Annotated in this window: 19 protein-coding genes and 4 tRNA genes; 7 read left to right on the plus strand and 16 right to left on the minus strand. The window is 50.1% G+C overall.

Translation table 11 applies throughout. The features are described from left to right. Window positions 1-61 precede the first annotated feature (61 nt). The 3 genes from ACFOUO_RS07130 to ACFOUO_RS07140 form a co-directional block, all read right to left on the minus strand. Window positions 62-190, minus strand: coding sequence for a GapA-binding peptide SR1P (locus tag ACFOUO_RS07130; RefSeq protein ID WP_380703666.1), 129 nt, complete (start codon window positions 188-190; stop codon window positions 62-64). 169 nt (window positions 191-359) lie between these two features. Further along, window positions 360-659 (minus strand): DUF3055 domain-containing protein, encoded by a 300-nt coding sequence (locus ACFOUO_RS07135; RefSeq protein WP_380704782.1) that lies wholly within the window; start codon window positions 657-659, stop codon window positions 360-362. Window positions 660-800: 141 nt separating this feature from the next. Further along, complete coding sequence (locus ACFOUO_RS07140) at window positions 801-1,241, minus strand: hypothetical protein (RefSeq protein WP_380703668.1); 441 nt, start codon at window positions 1,239-1,241, stop codon at window positions 801-803. 330 nt (window positions 1,242-1,571) lie between these two features. Here ACFOUO_RS07140 and ACFOUO_RS07145 point away from each other — a divergent pair, with 330 nt between their 5' ends. After that, a complete protein-coding gene (locus tag ACFOUO_RS07145) occupies window positions 1,572-2,009 on the plus strand; it encodes a DUF1885 family protein (RefSeq protein WP_380703670.1) in 438 nt (145 codons plus the stop codon). Window positions 2,010-2,139: 130 nt separating this feature from the next. After that, window positions 2,140-3,360, plus strand: coding sequence for a DNA polymerase IV (gene dinB, locus ACFOUO_RS07150; RefSeq protein ID WP_380703672.1), 1,221 nt, complete (start codon window positions 2,140-2,142; stop codon window positions 3,358-3,360). A 72-nt stretch (window positions 3,361-3,432) separates the two neighbouring features. Here dinB and ACFOUO_RS07155 read toward each other — a convergent pair whose 3' ends face one another. The 7 genes from ACFOUO_RS07155 to ACFOUO_RS07185 form a co-directional block, all read right to left on the minus strand. Beyond that, window positions 3,433-3,966 carry a phosphatase PAP2 family protein gene (locus ACFOUO_RS07155; RefSeq protein ID WP_380703674.1) on the minus strand — a complete coding sequence of 178 codons (534 nt, stop codon included), beginning with the start codon at window positions 3,964-3,966 and terminating at the stop codon, window positions 3,433-3,435. A 149-nt stretch (window positions 3,967-4,115) separates the two neighbouring features. Further along, window positions 4,116-4,190: transfer RNA gene (locus ACFOUO_RS07160), tRNA-Val, on the minus strand. A 17-nt stretch (window positions 4,191-4,207) separates the two neighbouring features. Then, a tRNA-Ile gene (locus ACFOUO_RS07165) sits at window positions 4,208-4,283 on the minus strand. A 20-nt stretch (window positions 4,284-4,303) separates the two neighbouring features. Then, a tRNA-Asp gene (locus ACFOUO_RS07170) sits at window positions 4,304-4,380 on the minus strand. 4 nt (window positions 4,381-4,384) lie between these two features. Beyond that, window positions 4,385-4,460 (minus strand) — tRNA-Met (locus ACFOUO_RS07175). Window positions 4,461-4,532: 72 nt separating this feature from the next. Further along, window positions 4,533-4,703 (minus strand): hypothetical protein, encoded by a 171-nt coding sequence (locus ACFOUO_RS07180; protein ID WP_380703676.1) that lies wholly within the window; start codon window positions 4,701-4,703, stop codon window positions 4,533-4,535. A 331-nt stretch (window positions 4,704-5,034) separates the two neighbouring features. Beyond that, the gene (locus ACFOUO_RS07185; RefSeq protein WP_380703678.1) at window positions 5,035-5,577 is read right to left on the minus strand and encodes a phosphatidylglycerophosphatase A family protein; all 543 of its coding nucleotides are present in this window, start codon (window positions 5,575-5,577) and stop codon (window positions 5,035-5,037) included. A 240-nt stretch (window positions 5,578-5,817) separates the two neighbouring features. Between ACFOUO_RS07185 and ACFOUO_RS07190 the strand changes: the two genes are divergently transcribed. Next, window positions 5,818-6,327, plus strand: a complete 510-nt coding sequence (locus ACFOUO_RS07190; protein WP_380703680.1) for a YjcG family protein — start codon at window positions 5,818-5,820, stop codon at window positions 6,325-6,327. A gap of 190 nt (window positions 6,328-6,517) precedes the next feature. After that, window positions 6,518-6,862, plus strand: coding sequence for a hypothetical protein (locus ACFOUO_RS07195; protein ID WP_380703682.1), 345 nt, complete (start codon window positions 6,518-6,520; stop codon window positions 6,860-6,862). Window positions 6,863-6,912: 50 nt separating this feature from the next. Here the strand turns inward: ACFOUO_RS07195 and ACFOUO_RS07200 are convergent, their stop codons facing one another. Both ACFOUO_RS07200 and ACFOUO_RS07205 read right to left on the minus strand, forming a co-directional pair. Further along, window positions 6,913-7,116 carry a hypothetical protein gene (locus ACFOUO_RS07200; RefSeq protein WP_380703684.1) on the minus strand — a complete coding sequence of 68 codons (204 nt, stop codon included), beginning with the start codon at window positions 7,114-7,116 and terminating at the stop codon, window positions 6,913-6,915. Between the two features lie 62 nt (window positions 7,117-7,178). After that, window positions 7,179-7,697 carry an AAA family ATPase gene (locus tag ACFOUO_RS07205; RefSeq protein WP_380703686.1) on the minus strand — a complete coding sequence of 173 codons (519 nt, stop codon included), beginning with the start codon at window positions 7,695-7,697 and terminating at the stop codon, window positions 7,179-7,181. A gap of 129 nt (window positions 7,698-7,826) precedes the next feature. On the opposite strand from ACFOUO_RS07205, the gene ACFOUO_RS07210 reads away from it, so the two are divergent. Next, window positions 7,827-9,203 carry a sodium-dependent transporter gene (locus tag ACFOUO_RS07210; protein WP_380703687.1) on the plus strand — a complete coding sequence of 459 codons (1,377 nt, stop codon included), beginning with the start codon at window positions 7,827-7,829 and terminating at the stop codon, window positions 9,201-9,203. 251 nt (window positions 9,204-9,454) lie between these two features. Here ACFOUO_RS07210 and ACFOUO_RS07215 read toward each other — a convergent pair whose 3' ends face one another. The 4 genes from ACFOUO_RS07215 to ACFOUO_RS07230 form a co-directional block, all read right to left on the minus strand. Then, the gene (locus ACFOUO_RS07215; protein WP_380703689.1) at window positions 9,455-10,921 is read right to left on the minus strand and encodes an SEC-C domain-containing protein; all 1,467 of its coding nucleotides are present in this window, start codon (window positions 10,919-10,921) and stop codon (window positions 9,455-9,457) included. 167 nt (window positions 10,922-11,088) lie between these two features. After that, window positions 11,089-12,102: a G5 and 3D domain-containing protein gene (locus ACFOUO_RS07220; protein ID WP_380703691.1), complete on the minus strand. Its 1,014-nt coding sequence runs from the start codon at window positions 12,100-12,102 to the stop codon at window positions 11,089-11,091. 316 nt (window positions 12,103-12,418) lie between these two features. Further along, complete coding sequence (locus tag ACFOUO_RS07225; RefSeq protein ID WP_380703693.1) at window positions 12,419-13,501, minus strand: VanW family protein; 1,083 nt, start codon at window positions 13,499-13,501, stop codon at window positions 12,419-12,421. 90 nt (window positions 13,502-13,591) lie between these two features. Further along, window positions 13,592-13,855 (minus strand): DUF1294 domain-containing protein, encoded by a 264-nt coding sequence (locus ACFOUO_RS07230; protein ID WP_380703695.1) that lies wholly within the window; start codon window positions 13,853-13,855, stop codon window positions 13,592-13,594. 171 nt (window positions 13,856-14,026) lie between these two features. On the opposite strand from ACFOUO_RS07230, the gene ACFOUO_RS07235 reads away from it, so the two are divergent. After that, window positions 14,027-15,355 carry a cytochrome ubiquinol oxidase subunit I gene (locus ACFOUO_RS07235; protein WP_380703697.1) on the plus strand — a complete coding sequence of 443 codons (1,329 nt, stop codon included), beginning with the start codon at window positions 14,027-14,029 and terminating at the stop codon, window positions 15,353-15,355. Between the two features lie 16 nt (window positions 15,356-15,371). Then, complete coding sequence (locus ACFOUO_RS07240; protein ID WP_380703699.1) at window positions 15,372-16,385, plus strand: cytochrome d ubiquinol oxidase subunit II; 1,014 nt, start codon at window positions 15,372-15,374, stop codon at window positions 16,383-16,385. The last annotated feature ends 11 nt before the right edge of the window (window positions 16,386-16,396 follow it).

A 16,396-nucleotide genomic window follows, 5' to 3' on the forward strand; every position in this document is an offset into this window, starting at 1 on the left:
CCTCTCCAAACAAAAAAAGGCCCACAACCTTCGGTTGTCGGGTCCTTTGTTTATTCGCTGATCATTCGTGATCATGGTCAGAACAATGTTGGTCCATGCAGCCGGAGCATCTGCCGTACAGCGTGCCGGCTTTTTCCCCGTCGACGTAACTGATCACTTCGTCACAGGTCTGGCAAATAATCGCTTCCATCTCGACATCCCTCCGGGTGGATAAAAGTCTGTAAGCGCTTCAATTAATGTGTCACATTGATTATATTATGATATACCAATGCTGTCAATGGGTTCATTCAGTGATCCGACCGCCTGTTTCCGTCCATAAAAAACGGGCGAACCGGTAAACGGTTCGCCCGTAGGAGCCCTCAACCCGATTCCGCCTCCGATTCCAGGGTGAGCGCCGGTAAGTTGTTGCAAAGAAAAGCAGAAACCTCTTCCGCTTCTTCTCTTGACTTCAAATTAAAAAGTTTCTGGAGGTACTCGAGATTGTCCACATCATCTAGAGCGAGGAGCGAAGAACGTCCGGTCTGCATACAGACAACCAATGGTTTTCCAAAAAACATCCGTGAATAGACGATACCAAAATCGTATCGACCCTGGTCAGAAACAAATCCGACAAAGCGAACATTGGCTTGTTCCGTCTCATCATACAACCGCTCGTGCAGAATCATCCGATCTCCTCCCCTATATAGCATCCTATGCAGCGAAGATCCTTTTCAAACATTCCGAAATTTATACTAACAGAGGGTTGTCTTTTTGATTTACCCGGCCTGACCGGATGGTAAACCCTGTTTTTCACTGAGGTTTCAGGAGTTACACTCTTCCACTTTGCTTTCAAAAAGAGAAGCCAGCTCACAGAAAAGGGCGATATCCTCATCATCGATACTATCCGTTGAATCCCCGATGATGACCAGTTCTCCAATCAAGTGGTGACTTCGGTAAAAGGGGACGTAAACTTCCGTACGTCCACCGACTTGTTCACGTACCACGCCGCCCCTCGCCGCCGCCAAGCTGAATAAACCCTGTCCAAACCGAACGACAGGGGATAGGGTACTGCTCCCTGCCCGACAAAAACACCGGAACATTCCCGGAGCCGTTAGGTAAATTCCCGCATAGCGATAACCCGGCACTCTACTGTGAAGAGTCTGGATGACGAACCGGTACAGCGTATGCACTTGCCGATCCACTTTGTCTGACACGACGCCGATCTCCGCGCGGAGCTCATCCAGCAGGTCCGCTTTTCGCATCAGGTTCATCCCCCATGCTATATCGAGTACATAATAGTTTAACACAATGATTCCTGCAAAACAATATAGTTTCCTAATATTTTATTGATTTCAGTCAAGTCTTACACGCTTGGCTTTCCCTTCTCTTTCACCTGGGATTGCGATCCCCATACTAGACCGGGCCTCCCCCCTTTCAGTCGACTTTTCTTCTACCCGAGGAATTTATTGGTATGTTAAAAATACTAACTGCCCGTCTCTTTTGAAAAATTCCGCTGAAAGCGCTCTCTGATCGTGCTAATATAGGGAGTGTGCCACTTCCGCCCATCCGGGCGATACCAAGAGACCGAGGTGATGGAAGAAGTGGGCAAAAGCGCCTATATCAAGCTGGTCCAAGGGCCTTCCCTGCAAGAGCTCACATTGGAAGATGTGAAAAAGGAGCTGGATCGCTACATCGGGATGACCGCCTTAACGGGGGAGCAGCTCGGCTGGCAATACGCCAACGCCGCTTTTCCTTACACGGTAGAGGAACGTTCCGAAGGCGAGATCCGATATCTTTTGCTGAAAGGAAAGGATCCTCACCTCTACAAACACCTGATCCTGGGTGTCGGTAGCGAAGCGTTACCGGCAGGCGGCGAACGCCCCTTTATTCAACTCGCCCTTCCCGACGATGCCACCCACGGTGATACCGCCAAAGCCAATGAGTTCAGCCGCTATCTCGCTCGGACTTTCCAAGCAGAACTCCATATGCTGAACGGTCGAGTCATGCATTTTAACCCGCGAAAACCGTAAGGGTATTTCAGAAGCCGGTGGACAGCCGGCTTTTTTATTTCCTCCCTTTTCCACTTTTCATTTTCTCTTTCCCGGCATATGCTAGTAACGGAACACATGTTCCTCGTATGATGCATGGGAGGGAAGCAACATGACCGAGGGAAACCGAATTGTTCTGTTAGCGGATATGAACGCTTTTTATGCCAGTATCGAGCAGGGAGCTAACCCGTCCCTCCGCGGAAAACCGGTCATTGTATGCGGGGATCCAGCTCGCCGCCACGGGATTGTTCTCGCTGCTTCTTACGAGGCGAAAGCATACGGTGTTCAAACGGGAATGGCTGTCTCTCAGGCTACAGAACTATGCCCCGCAGCACAGCTTGTTCCCCCTCGCATGAGAGCCTATGTGCAGATGTCGGTACGCATCGTTGACCTCTTGAAAGAGTTCTCTCCTCTCGTTGAACCCTTCTCGATCGATGAGGCTTTCGTGGAATTGACGGGCTGCGAAGCCCTTTTCGGCGATGGAAAGACCGCTGCCGTCCAGATTCAGGAACGAATTTTATCGGAGACCGGCATTCCTTGTTCCATCGGTGTAGGCCCCAACAAACTGATGGCTAAAATGGCAGCAGGATTCGATAAGCCCAGGGGGCTGACCGTCCTGACACCTGGGGATGTAGCCAACCGGCTGTGGCCCCTCCCCGTAAAGGAGCTCTTTGGTGTAGGGAACCGAATGACCTCTCATTTCCATCGGATGGGGATCCGTACCATCAGAAACCTGGCCCACACAGATCCCGGCCTTCTCGCCCACCGTTTCGGCGTCATCGGACGGGTGTTACACCAATCCGCCCACGGGATTGATAACAGCCCCGTCGACCCCTGTTCCCTAGATGGAAGTCAATCGATTGGCCACCAGTTTACTCTACCCCGGGATTACCACTTGGAGACGGAACTTTCCCTTGTTTTGCGTGAGCTCGCGGAAGAAGTGGGCATCCGCGCCCGTAAAATAGGCTGTGTCGGTCGTACCGTCTCCCTTACGCTGAAAGGAACCGACTTCCGTTCTATCCATCGCTCCCTCACTATGCCCGCCCCCTCCAACATCGGTCGCCGCCTGTTCCAAACAGCGACGGAGCTTTTCCACCGCCACTGGAACCAACATCCTGTCCGCCTCGTCGGAATCACTCTGAGCAACCTTTCCCCTGATCAAGGGACTCAACTCAATCTCTTCGAAGAGACGGACAAGGAACGCCGCCTTACCGAGACCCTTGATACCATCCGGGAAAAATTCGGGTCCGGGAGTATTTTCCTGGCCCAATCCCTATCCGAGGCCAGCGTGTTCAATGACCGAAGAGGAAAAATCGGGGGCCACCGGATATAATCCCCGACCGAAACAAAAAACTCCCAGACTTTTCCGGGAGATCGATGTAGGTTCAAATGTAGAACTGGAGCCTCAAAGCATCCCCAATCCGTAATGGCTACCAACAGCAAAAACCGATCCCAACCAGGCACCGACAACCACATCGGTTGGGTAGTGGAGACCCAGGTACATCCGAGACAGCCCGACCACCCCCGCCGCAGGAATGGCAATCCAAGCCGTCCAGGGAGCATGAAGGACAAAAACCACGGCGACGGAAAAAGCAGCGGTGGTGTGGCCGGACGGAAACGAGTAATCCGTCAGGGGATCGGGAAATGTATTCAGCCCATGCAGGTGGAGATAGGGCCGCACCCGCTGCCAGAAACTTTTGCAAAGACGGACAGCCAAGTGACTTCCGGAAAGAGCGATTAGTCCTTCTACAGCCCAATACCGGAGCGGAGAGGTCATCAAAACCAACCATCCCAACAAGAAGGACAAAGTGAATCCCGCTCCGCCAATATGGGTAAAGCGGGGCATGAGCCAGTCCATGGTCCGACATTTCCACTGCTGGTTGATATGGCAGATCCACCGATCGTCGACATTCCGCAGTCTCGTCACCAACCGTTTCATGCCTCATCCCCTCTTTTACCATCCTTCATTTCCATCCTACCGGAATGGTTTAAAAAAAGAATAAACAAATTGTTAACCTTGTATGGAAGGACCTTGTTGCATAGTCAAAGAAAAGGCCGCTCCCCTGTATGAGGAACAGCCTTTTTAGCTGGTGGGCAGTACTGGGATCGAACCAGTGACCTCTACCGTGTCAAGGTAGCGCTCTCCCCCTGAGCTAACTGCCCGGATAGATTTCCGATGTTGGTGGGCCCAACAGGACTCGAACCTGTGACCGATCGGTTATGAGCCGACTGCTCTACCAACTGAGCTATAGGCCCGCTAAGATAAATATAAAAGTTGGCGGAGCTGACGGGACTCGAACCCGCGACCTCCGGCGTGACAGGCCGGCGTGAACTCCAACTTCACCACAGCTCCAGGTTGGTTGCGGGGGCAGGACTCGAACCTGCGACCTTCGGGTTATGAGCCCGACGAGCTACCAACTGCTCCACCCCGCGGCAGCGACAATTAATAATATACATCATATCTCGAACCAATGCAAGGGTTTTTACAAACTTTTTTTGTTACAGTCATTTCCAAACGTATCGGACTCCGTAACGGCCCCGCTTGGATTGGAAAACTTCCACCTCCGCGGGGCTGTCGTATCCGTATACCCACCAATCTTCCTGCATACGGGCTGCCAGGCACCGTGCTTGAAACCGGGTATCATAAAGCTTGGCCCAATAAATCCAACAGGACACAGAGGGCTCCTCCTTTTCCAGCTTCTAGACCAGCCGCCCTCAGGACCGCCGTCTGAGCCTGTACTGTCTTCCTTTGCGGTCACCCCCCCAAAGGTATGGTTAGTCTGCCATTTTCCTCTCGGTTTCATCCCCTGTTACAAACGTACATTTTACGCACTGTCGCTTGCCTTTCCTCTTCTTCGAACATACGATGAATGAACAGTCGGATCCGATTGTTGATCCATCTGACCTCCATGGACAGATGTTCCCTCCTCTTTCACCGGGCTTTTTCGCCCGGGTTTTTTACGTAAAAAAGCCCGTCACCCGATGGAGACGAGCTTTCGTTTCCTCATCAACCGGCGTGCTGTTCCCCGGCAACCGCTTCTGAAGCCTCTTCCTCCTCGTCCCGAATCCGGTGAGCCAGACGGCTGGATGCGGAAGCCGCGATACTGGCAACCAGATCGTCAAGAAAGGTGTGGACGGGCCCCTCCTTTTTTGTATCCAGCTTCTCGATCAGACCGATTTTATGTTTATCCAGATAACCGAAGGTTGTCACTGCGATACTCCCGTAACCGAATACCGAGCCTAAGGCGAGGGTTTCGTCACAACCGAACAGCCCTTCATCGGTTTCGATAATGGATTGGAGCGGTTCTGAAAGCTGGCCTTTTTCCGCAAGCATGTCCAGCTCCACTCCAACCAGGATAGCATGCTGGATCTCTCGCTTTTCCAAGACGGCGTGGACGCTCTCCACACAACTGACCATGGTCAAGGTCTCGCTGTAAGGAGATTGCATGCGGTAGACGATCTCAGCAATTCCTTCGATGGTAACACCGCGTTGATGCAGCCGTTCAAGGGCCGCGGTTTTCACTTCGCGGCTATGGACCTGCCTCTTCATTCCTTCTCCTCCCTCCGGCCTTCCTGCGAAGACCTGCATTTATCTTAACACAATTCCCAACCTTCAACATTCCCTGTCCTCTCGATACGAAGGGATGCTTTATACCATCTGGGATAGGGGGTATAATAAGAAAGAAGGAAGTGTGGAAGCAAAACTTGAGGCTTTCCGGAAGCCGGACGGCTAGCAAACCCATGATGGAACCCTTCATCTTTCATAGGTATAAAAAAGGAGGGAACAACCATGAAATATGGTGTCGTCATATTTCCTGAGAAAAAAATCCAAGACATCGCCAACTCCTACCGAAAGCGCTATGATCCTCACTACGCCTTGATCCCGCCTCACATCACCCTCATGGAAGCCTTCGATATGAATAAAGCAGACCTCGATAAAGCGACGACTCATCTGGAACAAGTGGCGCAAAATACCACCCCTTTCGAAATCGCTTTCCACAAGGTCAGTACCTTTCATCCGACCAATAACGTCATATACATCGCCGTCAAAGAAAACGATGCCATCAAGAATCTTCACGAACAAATCAACTCCGAGGTGTTGTATCACCAACGAGCCTACAAATTTATCCCCCATATTACGATTGGACAGAAACTGCCTGAAGATGAGTTGCACGATATTTACGGTCGTCTGCGAATGGTCAACGTGGACCTGAAAAACCAGGTCGACCGCTTCCACCTTCTCTACCAACTGGAAAACGGCTCCTGGACCATTTACCAAACCTTTTTGCTGAGGGGCTAAACACAATGGATAAAAAAATCACCTTCTCTAAGGTTTAAGTGGGATCTCATCCTACCTTAAGCTCACCCGCCCTGCTGCGGGTGTTTTTCATACACAAAAATAATTTCCGAATACACCGAATTGACCGGTTATACCAGGGAATTCAACGGTATACAATGAGGAACGAACCCAACGGCGAGGAGGTTCCGACTTGAACCTGAAGATTAAGCGTATCACCGGTCTGGTGCGCACCAGCGGTCAAATCGATCGCACCCTCAGGTCACAAGGTTTTATCAGCAAAGAGAGACTACCCCCTGTCTATGATATCCGGATTCAAGACAGCGCCTCTGGCCGGGCCTACCGGCTGCGGATCCCCACACGAATCTATCTCGGCGGGAACGGGAAAAACGGATCGTTCCTTCGCCTTGGAAAGCCCTCCATTGCATGCTCGGACGGCAAAGGGAACATTCCCGACTCCGTCTTCGAAGCCGCCAACCATATCCTGGCTGAAATCGTCTCTTACCTGCAACCCAGCCCGGGCTCCTCCCGATATTAAAACGGAAAAGCAACACCCCTGAAGGGGTGTTGCAACACTCAACATTCTTTTCAGGTGCGCTTTTTGACCTCTTCTTTCACTCGGTCACCCAGGTCTTCGGCCTTTTCCCGAGGAAGAGAACGGGTGTCTTTATCGACTCCCAGTTCACCGGCCACCTCATTCATCATCTGCTCGATTTTCCGGTCGTCGGCGGTTTTTCCTCGAGCTTGCTCTTGCCCATGCTGCTTGGATCTGTTCCTATTGAATCCAAACAAAACGAACGCCCCCTTCATGATTTTGTTGAGTGCTTCCTTATTATCACTCGCCTCTCTTTTCATTATGTGCGTTGGATCAAGGAGATTTGGACCTCTTTGATCTCCTCTTCCGTAAGGATGTGAATGTTATCAAAGTCCTCTTTGGGAATTTGCTTTTTAGCCGTCTGAAGCTGCTGATGATAACGGCGAATCACCGCTGGGGCCACCACACGGTCCCGGCGTTCATTTTGCCCGAGACAGGTCTCGAGGCGGAAATCCAATACGATAATAGTTGTCTGAAACCCATATTCCCGAGCCAGTTTGACCATTCGTCGCCGCAGATCCCGGGAAAGCGCCGTAGTATCCAGCACGGTCATCTTCCCAAGGCCCAAACGAAGCCGGGTAATATGCGTCAAAAGGGAAAAGGCTTCACCGTGAACCTTCATATTGTTGACATCATCACACACCATGGCTCGGCATTCATCGGATGAGACCACTTGAGTAGGAAGGAAGTGCCGGCTGGCAAACGTAGATTTTCCACATCCAGGAGCGGAACAGAGTAGAATAAGGCATTTTTCCGGAAAATGAAGCGTCACCGGCACAGGGATCCCTCCTTAATTTGTGGCAGGATCATCCATAGGATGAGAGCTACAGGGAACGATTATACTGTGTTACACTAAATCAATGTTATGACTCAATCATCCCTGGTTCTACAGGAGGTCGAAACAGACTTGGCACAAGACTCTGCAGAAAACCAAGGCCAACCGAGAGAACAATGGTCCGGAACCTTCGGTTTTATCCTCGCATCCATCGGCTCGGCAGTCGGATTGGGAAGCATCTGGCGCTTCCCCTTCGTCACAGGTGAAAACGGCGGAGGCGCATTTGTCCTCATTTATCTCGCCTGTATCCTTCTCATGGGGATCCCCGTCCTGCTCTCCGAGATCGTCCTCGGCCGAAGCACTCAACGCAACCCTGTTGGGGCCTTCCGGAGAAAAGCACCTGATACCCCCTGGTTTCTAGCCGGTTTCATCGGTATTACAGCCACCGTCCTCATCCTCGCTTTTTACAGCACAGTCGGCGGGTGGACTCTCGCCTATACTTGGGATGCCCTTTCCGGGGAGTTCGGTTCAATCACGGTCGGCCAAGCGGAGGCGCGTTTCGGTTCTTTCATCGGGGAGCCGGAAACCCCTTTATTGTGGCAGGCTCTTTTTATGGCTTTAACGATGGCAATTTGCTATTTTGGACTAGAAAAGGGAATTGAACGAACCAACAAGTTTTTGATGCCCATGTTGGGCGTCCTGCTTTTCGTTCTCGTTCTTCGTTCTGTTACCCTGCCTGGGGCCATGGAAGGTGTGCATTTTCTCCTGTATCCTGATTGGTCCGATGTCTCTCTCACGACGATTTTCGAAGCTTTGGGAATGGCTTTTTTCTCTCTGAGTGTCGGGGCTGGGGCTATGATTACTTACGGGAGCTTCCTCTCCAAAAAGGAAAGTGTACCAAGTGCCATTGGAAATGTAGCCCTTTTTTCCACTTTGGTTTCCTTGGCGGCGGGCCTCGCTATTTTCCCCGCTGTCTTTTCCCTTGGCTATGAACCCAGCACAGGACCGCCTTTGGTATTTATCACCTTACCGGCTGTGTTCGCCCACATGCCCGCAGGTGCCTTGTTTGCCGCATTGTTTTTCCTTTTGTTGACCGTTGCTGCCCTTACTTCCGCCATTTCTTTGTTGGAAGTTCCGCTCCGCTATGCAGGAGACGAATTCGGCTGGCCCCGCGGAAAAGGAACCCTCCTGATTGGCGGATTCATCTTCTTGCTCGGGATTCCGGCAACGTTGTCCTTTAATCTTCTCTCCGATGTAAAAGGATTGGCGGGACTGCCCATCTTCGATTCAATGGATTTTCTCGCTTCCAACGTATTGCTACCCCTTTCCGGCTTGGTCATCGTTCTTTTCGCCGGTTGGAAATGGGGGGTTTCTCGTCTACTTTCCGAGGCAAAGGGAACATCGGATAACGGAATGCCTTTTAAATTCATGTGGGGATTCATTCTCCGTTGGATTGCCCCCGCATTAATGGCTATTGTGTTTATATTCCAGATTGTTTCCAGTTTATAAGCCTCTGTTTTGAGTATCCCTGCTGATAGCAGGGATTTTTTTGTGGGAAGGAATGCTATTCCATGAAAAAAAGCCCGGTACAGAGTATAACCAGGCCAATGGGATTTACAGCATGAACCTCTCCCACTTACGCTAACGCTAAGAAGTGGGAGTTTCTCACCATCAGAACCAAAAAAAGCTCTCATGTATCGAAAGGGTTTGCCTTCCATACTCGAATCGAACTGATTCGGAAAGCCCTTTTGGATTCCTAATTAAACGGTTTCTACCTGAGCCATGGGAAGGAATGGGTAAACTGTCTCGATTTCCGTGAAGCAGCTTTCGTTGTCATGGACAGCGACGGTTCCTCTTACCCAGAATCGGTTCTCCATCCAGGAGGGGGGTAGCCCACGCAGGTTCATATGCACGGGAACCCACTTTTCTCCCACATCCAACGTCGCTCCAGCCGGTGATACAGAAAGCATATAGGTTCCGCCCAAAGTGGGTTCATGGATATTTCCCTGCATCACCCCGTTCTCCTTCAGCCAAAGTTTGGCGTCAAAAGCGAGGGGGAGAGTCCGAATCAGTTGCCGGTAGACCTCAGCAAAGGAAGTGTACACATCGCAGATAGCTTCTTCCTGAAGCCAACGAAATAATCCCTTCAACGTGTTGAGAAAGATTTTAGACCGTACGGGACTGCTCTGCTCTTGATCGACATACCAAACACTAAAGAAATGGGAAAGGCTTTCTTCTGTCAGAAGTGACCAAGTGAAAGATTTCCCAAAATGGGTGGCAATATACGTCCGAAACAAATCCAGGGAATGTCTGTACAACTCCTGAGTTTTCTTTTGGAAACCGCTCACGAACTTCGAGTCAAACTGCTCCAGTTGAAGCTCGACCATCTCGGGGATTCCACGGTCTTCCTCAGGAAGGGGAAGAACACGGGGAAGCCAATCTTTCGGTTCAGTTGTTTCAATCTTTTCAGCTGTGGGGGCGGCTTCTTCCGCTGTACCGGTGGATGCCATCATCTTTTCCAGTTGTTCCATCTCCTGTGCCCTTTGCATCAACCAGCCGATAACTTGCAACCCGTTCCGGTGCCAAAACTCCTGCTTCAGTTCTCCTTCTTTCTGCGCCTGATTTTTTAAGTACACAAAGATCTCCCCTCTCATCTCGTCCCCGAAAGATGTATAAGGGCCAAACAACTCGTAACGGTTTCCTAAGCGGGAGAGGCGAGCAAACATAAGCGTTCCACGCCGGGTCGGCTCCGCGACCCGAACCCGGTATTGTTCATGATCGGTTAGTGATTGGAGTGTAACTTCACCCTGATTGACATGCAGAATCTCATAACAGCACAGATGTATGTCACACAGTTCTTCTGCGATCCGGAGGGCATCCGGTTTATTTTCTAATGTGCTTTTCCAAGCATCGACAACACGCTGTCCATTGAGACAAGGAGCGTCAAACAGCAACCAAAAGCGAAAGGAATACGTAAAATTCGGAGGGATGGGTTGATTAACCTCCAGATTTAAATCCTCTTTAAACTTTCTCGACCACTCATATTCTGATTCCCTGGAGAGCTGCCCCTCAAACCAGCGGTTCAGCTCGCTCACCACTTGGGTTTTGGTGTTCAGCTCTCTCTCCTCGCGGAGCTGTTCGGCCGATTGTATAGCGACGACCCGCTCACAGCATTTTTTGTATTTTTTTCCGCTCCCGCAGGGACAAAGATCGTTGCGTCCAACCATATAGACACATCCCGTCAAGAGTCCTTTTCTGTAGTATATATGAAATCCATGCACCATTACAAAAAAATTTGGAAAAGACTGATGCAATTACCACTGAGAAACCCTCGGCTTATAATAAAAAGAAAAACCCCGCGGTGTAAAGGCCCGCAGGGCATTTCCATCACTAACTATTCGAGGATATAAGCCGTTACATTGCGTCGGCCCCATTGGATGGCTTCCTCACGTGTATCAAAGAAGAGGTCGATAACATTTCCATTGACGGCACCGCCCGTATCCTCAGCTACAGCTTGGCCATACCCCGGGATGTACAATCGGGTGCCCAGAGGGATGACGCTGGGATCCACAGCGACCGTTCCGCGACGGGGAGTTGTTCCTGTTGCGGTCTTATTGCCGGTGGCAGTATAGCCGGTGGTTTCCGCCGCCATCGTCTTCTTATATTTCAACCCGGCGATCCGGGAACCGGAGGACAACTGTGTATCCTCCTTTTCGGCAGCGGTTTCCTTTGCTTCTCCTGAACCCACCATGACAACCTCGGCCACAGGATCGACTTTTTCCACCAGCTTCTTGTCTGTAACCATCGATTTTCCATTTTTGTAAATCGCGATTACCTGATAGATGGATTTCCCTTTTTTTCCCTTTTTGGCGACTTTCTTTTCACCTTTCGGTAAATCGGGGTCTTCCTTTTTCTTGGTGTCGTAATCGATGGGTTCCACTTTCTTCTGAACCCGTTTTTCGACTTTGTCGATGATGATCGCCAGATCATTGGTAATCTTTTGATCCATCGTAGCGTTCATCTGATCGCTTTTATCAACCTTTACCTTTTGTTCCTTGAGAAAATCGCCGACCGTGGGCTCGGTCGTCTTCATCTTTTTCTCTTTCTTACCTCCCACTTTTAGTGAGACAGAACAATTACAGGCGAGGTTGACTTTGGTCCCGTCCTTTTTGATAGGGCTATCCCACTCTACACTGGGCTTATATTGACTCTTTAGCTTGGCCGGATCAAAACCTTCCTTCTCCAGGGCGTCTGACAGCGATCCGCTCAGGACGTCTGTTTGGACAGTTTTCTCTTTATCGCTGAACGTGATGGTTACTTCCTTGTTCATCATCGCATAACCGATGGCGGTACCCGATAAGAGTAGGATGGTGGTAACCCCCAAAAAGATGACCAGGGTTTTTTTCATCCAATACCTCCTTCGTTCTCCGACTGGTCGAAAGACGTTTTATATTATAGCAGAGTGACTAGCAAGGATCTATGAAAAATTTTCAATTAATCCCTCGGAAGTGTCTGAGTACATGGAATCAAGACCGTCAAATTCGGTGATAAACCCTTCCCCCAACAAGACTATCCGCAATTTTCATTTGCATCAACTCCCATCCTGGTGAAAACGAAAATAAAGGACCTTCTTATTTTTAAGCCTATGAATGAGTAGGAAATTCGTGTCAAGAAAAACAGGAAAAAAGGCGGGAAAAGCCCGCCAATCAGATAAATGCTCCTGGTCAACCGGAAATTTCGAACCTGGTCTGAGGCAGAGGGGCTTTCTTGTATTCCTTGGCCCTGTTTAGGGGTTGACGCCTTTTTGGTTTCGGTACCTTTTCTGTTTTTGGCTCCTCTGCAGGGGGCTCCGGTGTCGGACGAGGCTTGTAGAGGATATCCGAGGAACCGTATATCGAGACGGTCAGCAACCCACCTTTAGCTTTAGCGCGGATTAGGATGGGTCGGTTCAACTGATTTTGAAACCGAAAGTCCGGTCCCCCCCAGGAGACTGTAGCATCCTGTCCAGCGGGGACATAAGTAACCTGTTTGCTATGGCTCACCCGTTGCAGGATCCGAAGTCCAGCTCTTTCAACACTGTTGAACAGCGTGGTCGAAGTCTGGCATATCCCACCGCCGATCCCTTCTGTATACTCCCCGCGTACAATGACAGGTGCCGGGCGGTAACCCCGCTCCGTCGTTCGAACACCAACAACTTGATTAAAAGAAAAGACCTCGCCCACCGGAATCACTCGATAATCAATAGCAAGGGTGGACAAATCAATATTATGTGTCCGATTCTCATTGTGTGGATTATAACGGGTTGTGTAAATGGAAAGCCGTTTTTCCCGAATCCGCTTCAGTGTCGTCGTGGTGATCGGCGGCTTCCAGACCTGAATCGGTGCTTCCAGGGTCCGACCCGTGTAATCGTGAATATGGTCTAGCCATCCTTCCACCACCGACCGATCCAGCTTTCGGCCATCACGGTGAGAAAGAATTTTCCCCTTTTCAAAATGAGCAGATTCGGGTGGGCGGTTCACCTCTTTCTCCACATCAGACAGCCACTGGTAAAAAGCCTCCCGGTCCAAGGTGGTGGGATCGATTCCATCAAACCCCACACTAGCGAGATTTAAGCTCCATTCCTTTCCCTCATAAGCCATGGAAAAACGGGTATCGGGTCGATCACCCTCCTCTTCTAAGGAACGGGATAGATCCGATTGCTCCAGGGAAGATGGTTGTTTTGTCTGCGGTGGATAGGAGTGGCTAGAACTACATCCGCAGATCAAGAGCAGTACCATATACATCAGGATCGTATACTTCAACTTCACCCATAATCACCCCCTCTTGTCCACTTTTTAGTCTTTGTCGAAAAGAGGAGGTTCACTGCTGGCAACATCATACAAGGGTTGGGATCTTTGTCAACGGGAGAATAACCAAGTCAGCAAGATCGTCTGCAGGAGAAAAAGGGTCGGGATTCCGTAACGGAAAACGCCATGGCACGTCTTGTGCCGAAAATGGTACATACCAGCCCATACACCAGCAGATCCACCCGCCGCGGCTGCCAATAAGAGAGTTCTTTCTGCAACCCGCCATTCTCCCCGCTGGGCTTTTCTTTTATCCCAGCCCATCAGTAAATAACTCCAACCATTGATCAATATCAGATAAATCCACAGAAGTCCCATATTTCCAAGAGTAACCCAAGCTTTCCGATTTGGCCATACATCGAATGGCTGATATTTATCCGCAAGAAGTCATGACCGTTTCATGAACGGCTAAGTTTGTGTATTATTTCACATACTGAATCGGGTATAGTTAGGGTAGAAGCAGATTGAAATGGATAGGAGGAGACATTCTTGGATCCCGCAACGTTGAGTCGAATATTGACCGCAGAAACCCTCGCTTTTCACATCATCTGGGCCACGATCGGCGTCGGTGTGCCGATTTTCATCTCCCTCGCCGAAGGATGGGGCATCTATAAGAAAGATAACCATTACATCTTGATGGCCCGTCGTTGGACACGCGGCTTTGTCATCACCGTAGCTGTAGGAGTTGTAACCGGAACCTGCATTGGATTAATGCTGAGCCTTTTGTGGCCTCGCTTCATGCAGCTTGTAGGTAACCTGATCAGCCTGCCCTTATTTCTGGAGACCTTCGCCTTCTTTTTCGAAGCCATTTTTTTGGGGATCTATCTGTACACGTGGGACCGGTTCAAAAAACCCATCATTCACTGGCTAACCTCTATTCCGATTATCATCGGGTCTTCGCTTTCTGCTGTCTTCATCACCACCGTCAATGCCTTCATGAACACCCCAGCGGGCTTTGAAGTAGGGAAAGACGGGGGGTTCACCAACTTTCAGCCACTAGAAGCCATGTTGAACCCGGCCACGCCAACCAAGGTGGCTCACGTTCTCTCCTCAGCTTATGTCACTTGTGCCTTCCTGCTGGCAGGGATTGCAGCTTGGCATTTGTTAAAGGGCAAAAGAAGTCTCTACTTCAAAAAAGCACTCAAACTGACCATGATCGGCGGGTTTATCTTGGCACTACTCACCGCCCTCGCCGGTGACCTCTCTGGAAAATTCCTTGCGGAACACCAACCGGAAAAACTGGCCGCGGCTGAATGGCATTTTGAAACGCAGAAAAAAGCCCCGTTGATCCTGGGCGGCTGGCTGGATGAAAATAACGAAGTAAAAGGCGCGATTGAGATTCCTTACGCCCTCAGTATTTTGGGTAAGGGGACCCCTAACGGGGAAATCAAGGGGCTAAACGAGTTTCCGAAAGATGAGTTGCCACCCCTTTACGTTCATTATCTCTTTGATGGAATGGTCGCAATCGGCTCATACTTGATCTTGATCGGCGCCATTTTTCTTTTCCTGTGGTGGCGGAAGAAAAATCCGTGGGAAAAACCTTGGGTACTGCGGGGAATCGTATGGGCTGCACCCCTTTCATTTATCGCGATCGAATTAGGTTGGATGTATGCGGAAATTGCCCGTCAGCCGTGGATCATTCGGGGATTCATGAAAGTAACGAAAGCAGCCACCACCGCTGAACACGTCGGTGTTTTGCTGGTGATTTTCACTTTGCTTTATGCATCCCTCGCTGTTATTGCTGTCTCCGTCCTCATCCGTATGTTTAAGGGTAAAAACCCGGAAAAAGAGCTGGAGGAACGGGGTATCATTTTATAGAAAGGAGGCGTCTGACTTGCCCCTTGAAATTATCGGTATCACGGTTTTGTGGACATTCCTTTACGGATATCTGATTGTGGCCTCTATCGACTTCGGGGCCGGCTTTTTTTCCTATTACAGCATGGTGACCAAACAGGAACATATTATCAATCAGGTCATCAACCGCTATCTTTCCCCTGTCTGGGAAGTAACCAATGTCTTTCTCGTCTTTTTCTTCGTCGGGATCGTCGGTTTCTTTCCGGATACGGCTTATTATTACGGAACGGCCCTTCTGCTTCCTGGGGGGATCGCCCTGTTACTGCTGTCGATTCGCGGTTCCTTTTACGCTTTCGCCAATTACGGGGCACGCAAGAGCCGAACCTATATGTTCTTGTATGGGATGACTGGTCTTTTTATCCCGGCTTCTCTATCAACAGTGCTCACTATCTCCGAAGGGGGATTTATCGAAAAAACAGGAGAGTATATACGCTTCATTCCTTGGAAACTCTTTACCAGTCCCTATTCTTGGTCCGTTGTTTTCCTTTCTTTAGTCAGCGTCCTCTTCATCAGCGCTAGTTTTCTCACCTACTACGCCTTTAAGGCGAAGGACAGCCAAGCGATGGAAGCCTTGCGTAAGTATGCCCTAGCCTGGAGCGGTCCCACCTTGGTGGCCAGTGTCGGAGTGTTTGCTGCTCTCTCTCAACACAACCCCGGCCATTTTTCCAATATGTTGGACATGGCCTGGATGTTTCTTCTATCCCTTCTCTGTTTTCAGGGTGCTGTATGGCTGATCTGGAAACGAAAAGCCCTCGGTTGGTCTTTTATACTGGTGATGTTCCAGTTTGCTTTCGCTTTTTTTGGATATGGAGCCTCCCATCTGCCTTATCTGCTGTATCCCTATGTGACTGTCCAGTCGGCGCTGACCAATTCGGTCATGGGGACAGCCTTGGTGGTCGCTTTTATCGCAGGACTTTTGTTGCTGATCCCCTCTCTGATCCTGCTGATGCGCCTGTTTTTATTCAGTGCTAAATACGTTCAGGGAGAAAAGTGAAACCGCAGACC

The organism is Salinithrix halophila, assembly GCF_042650125.1.
Taxonomy (GTDB): domain Bacteria; phylum Bacillota; class Bacilli; order Thermoactinomycetales; family DSM-45169; genus Salinithrix; species Salinithrix halophila.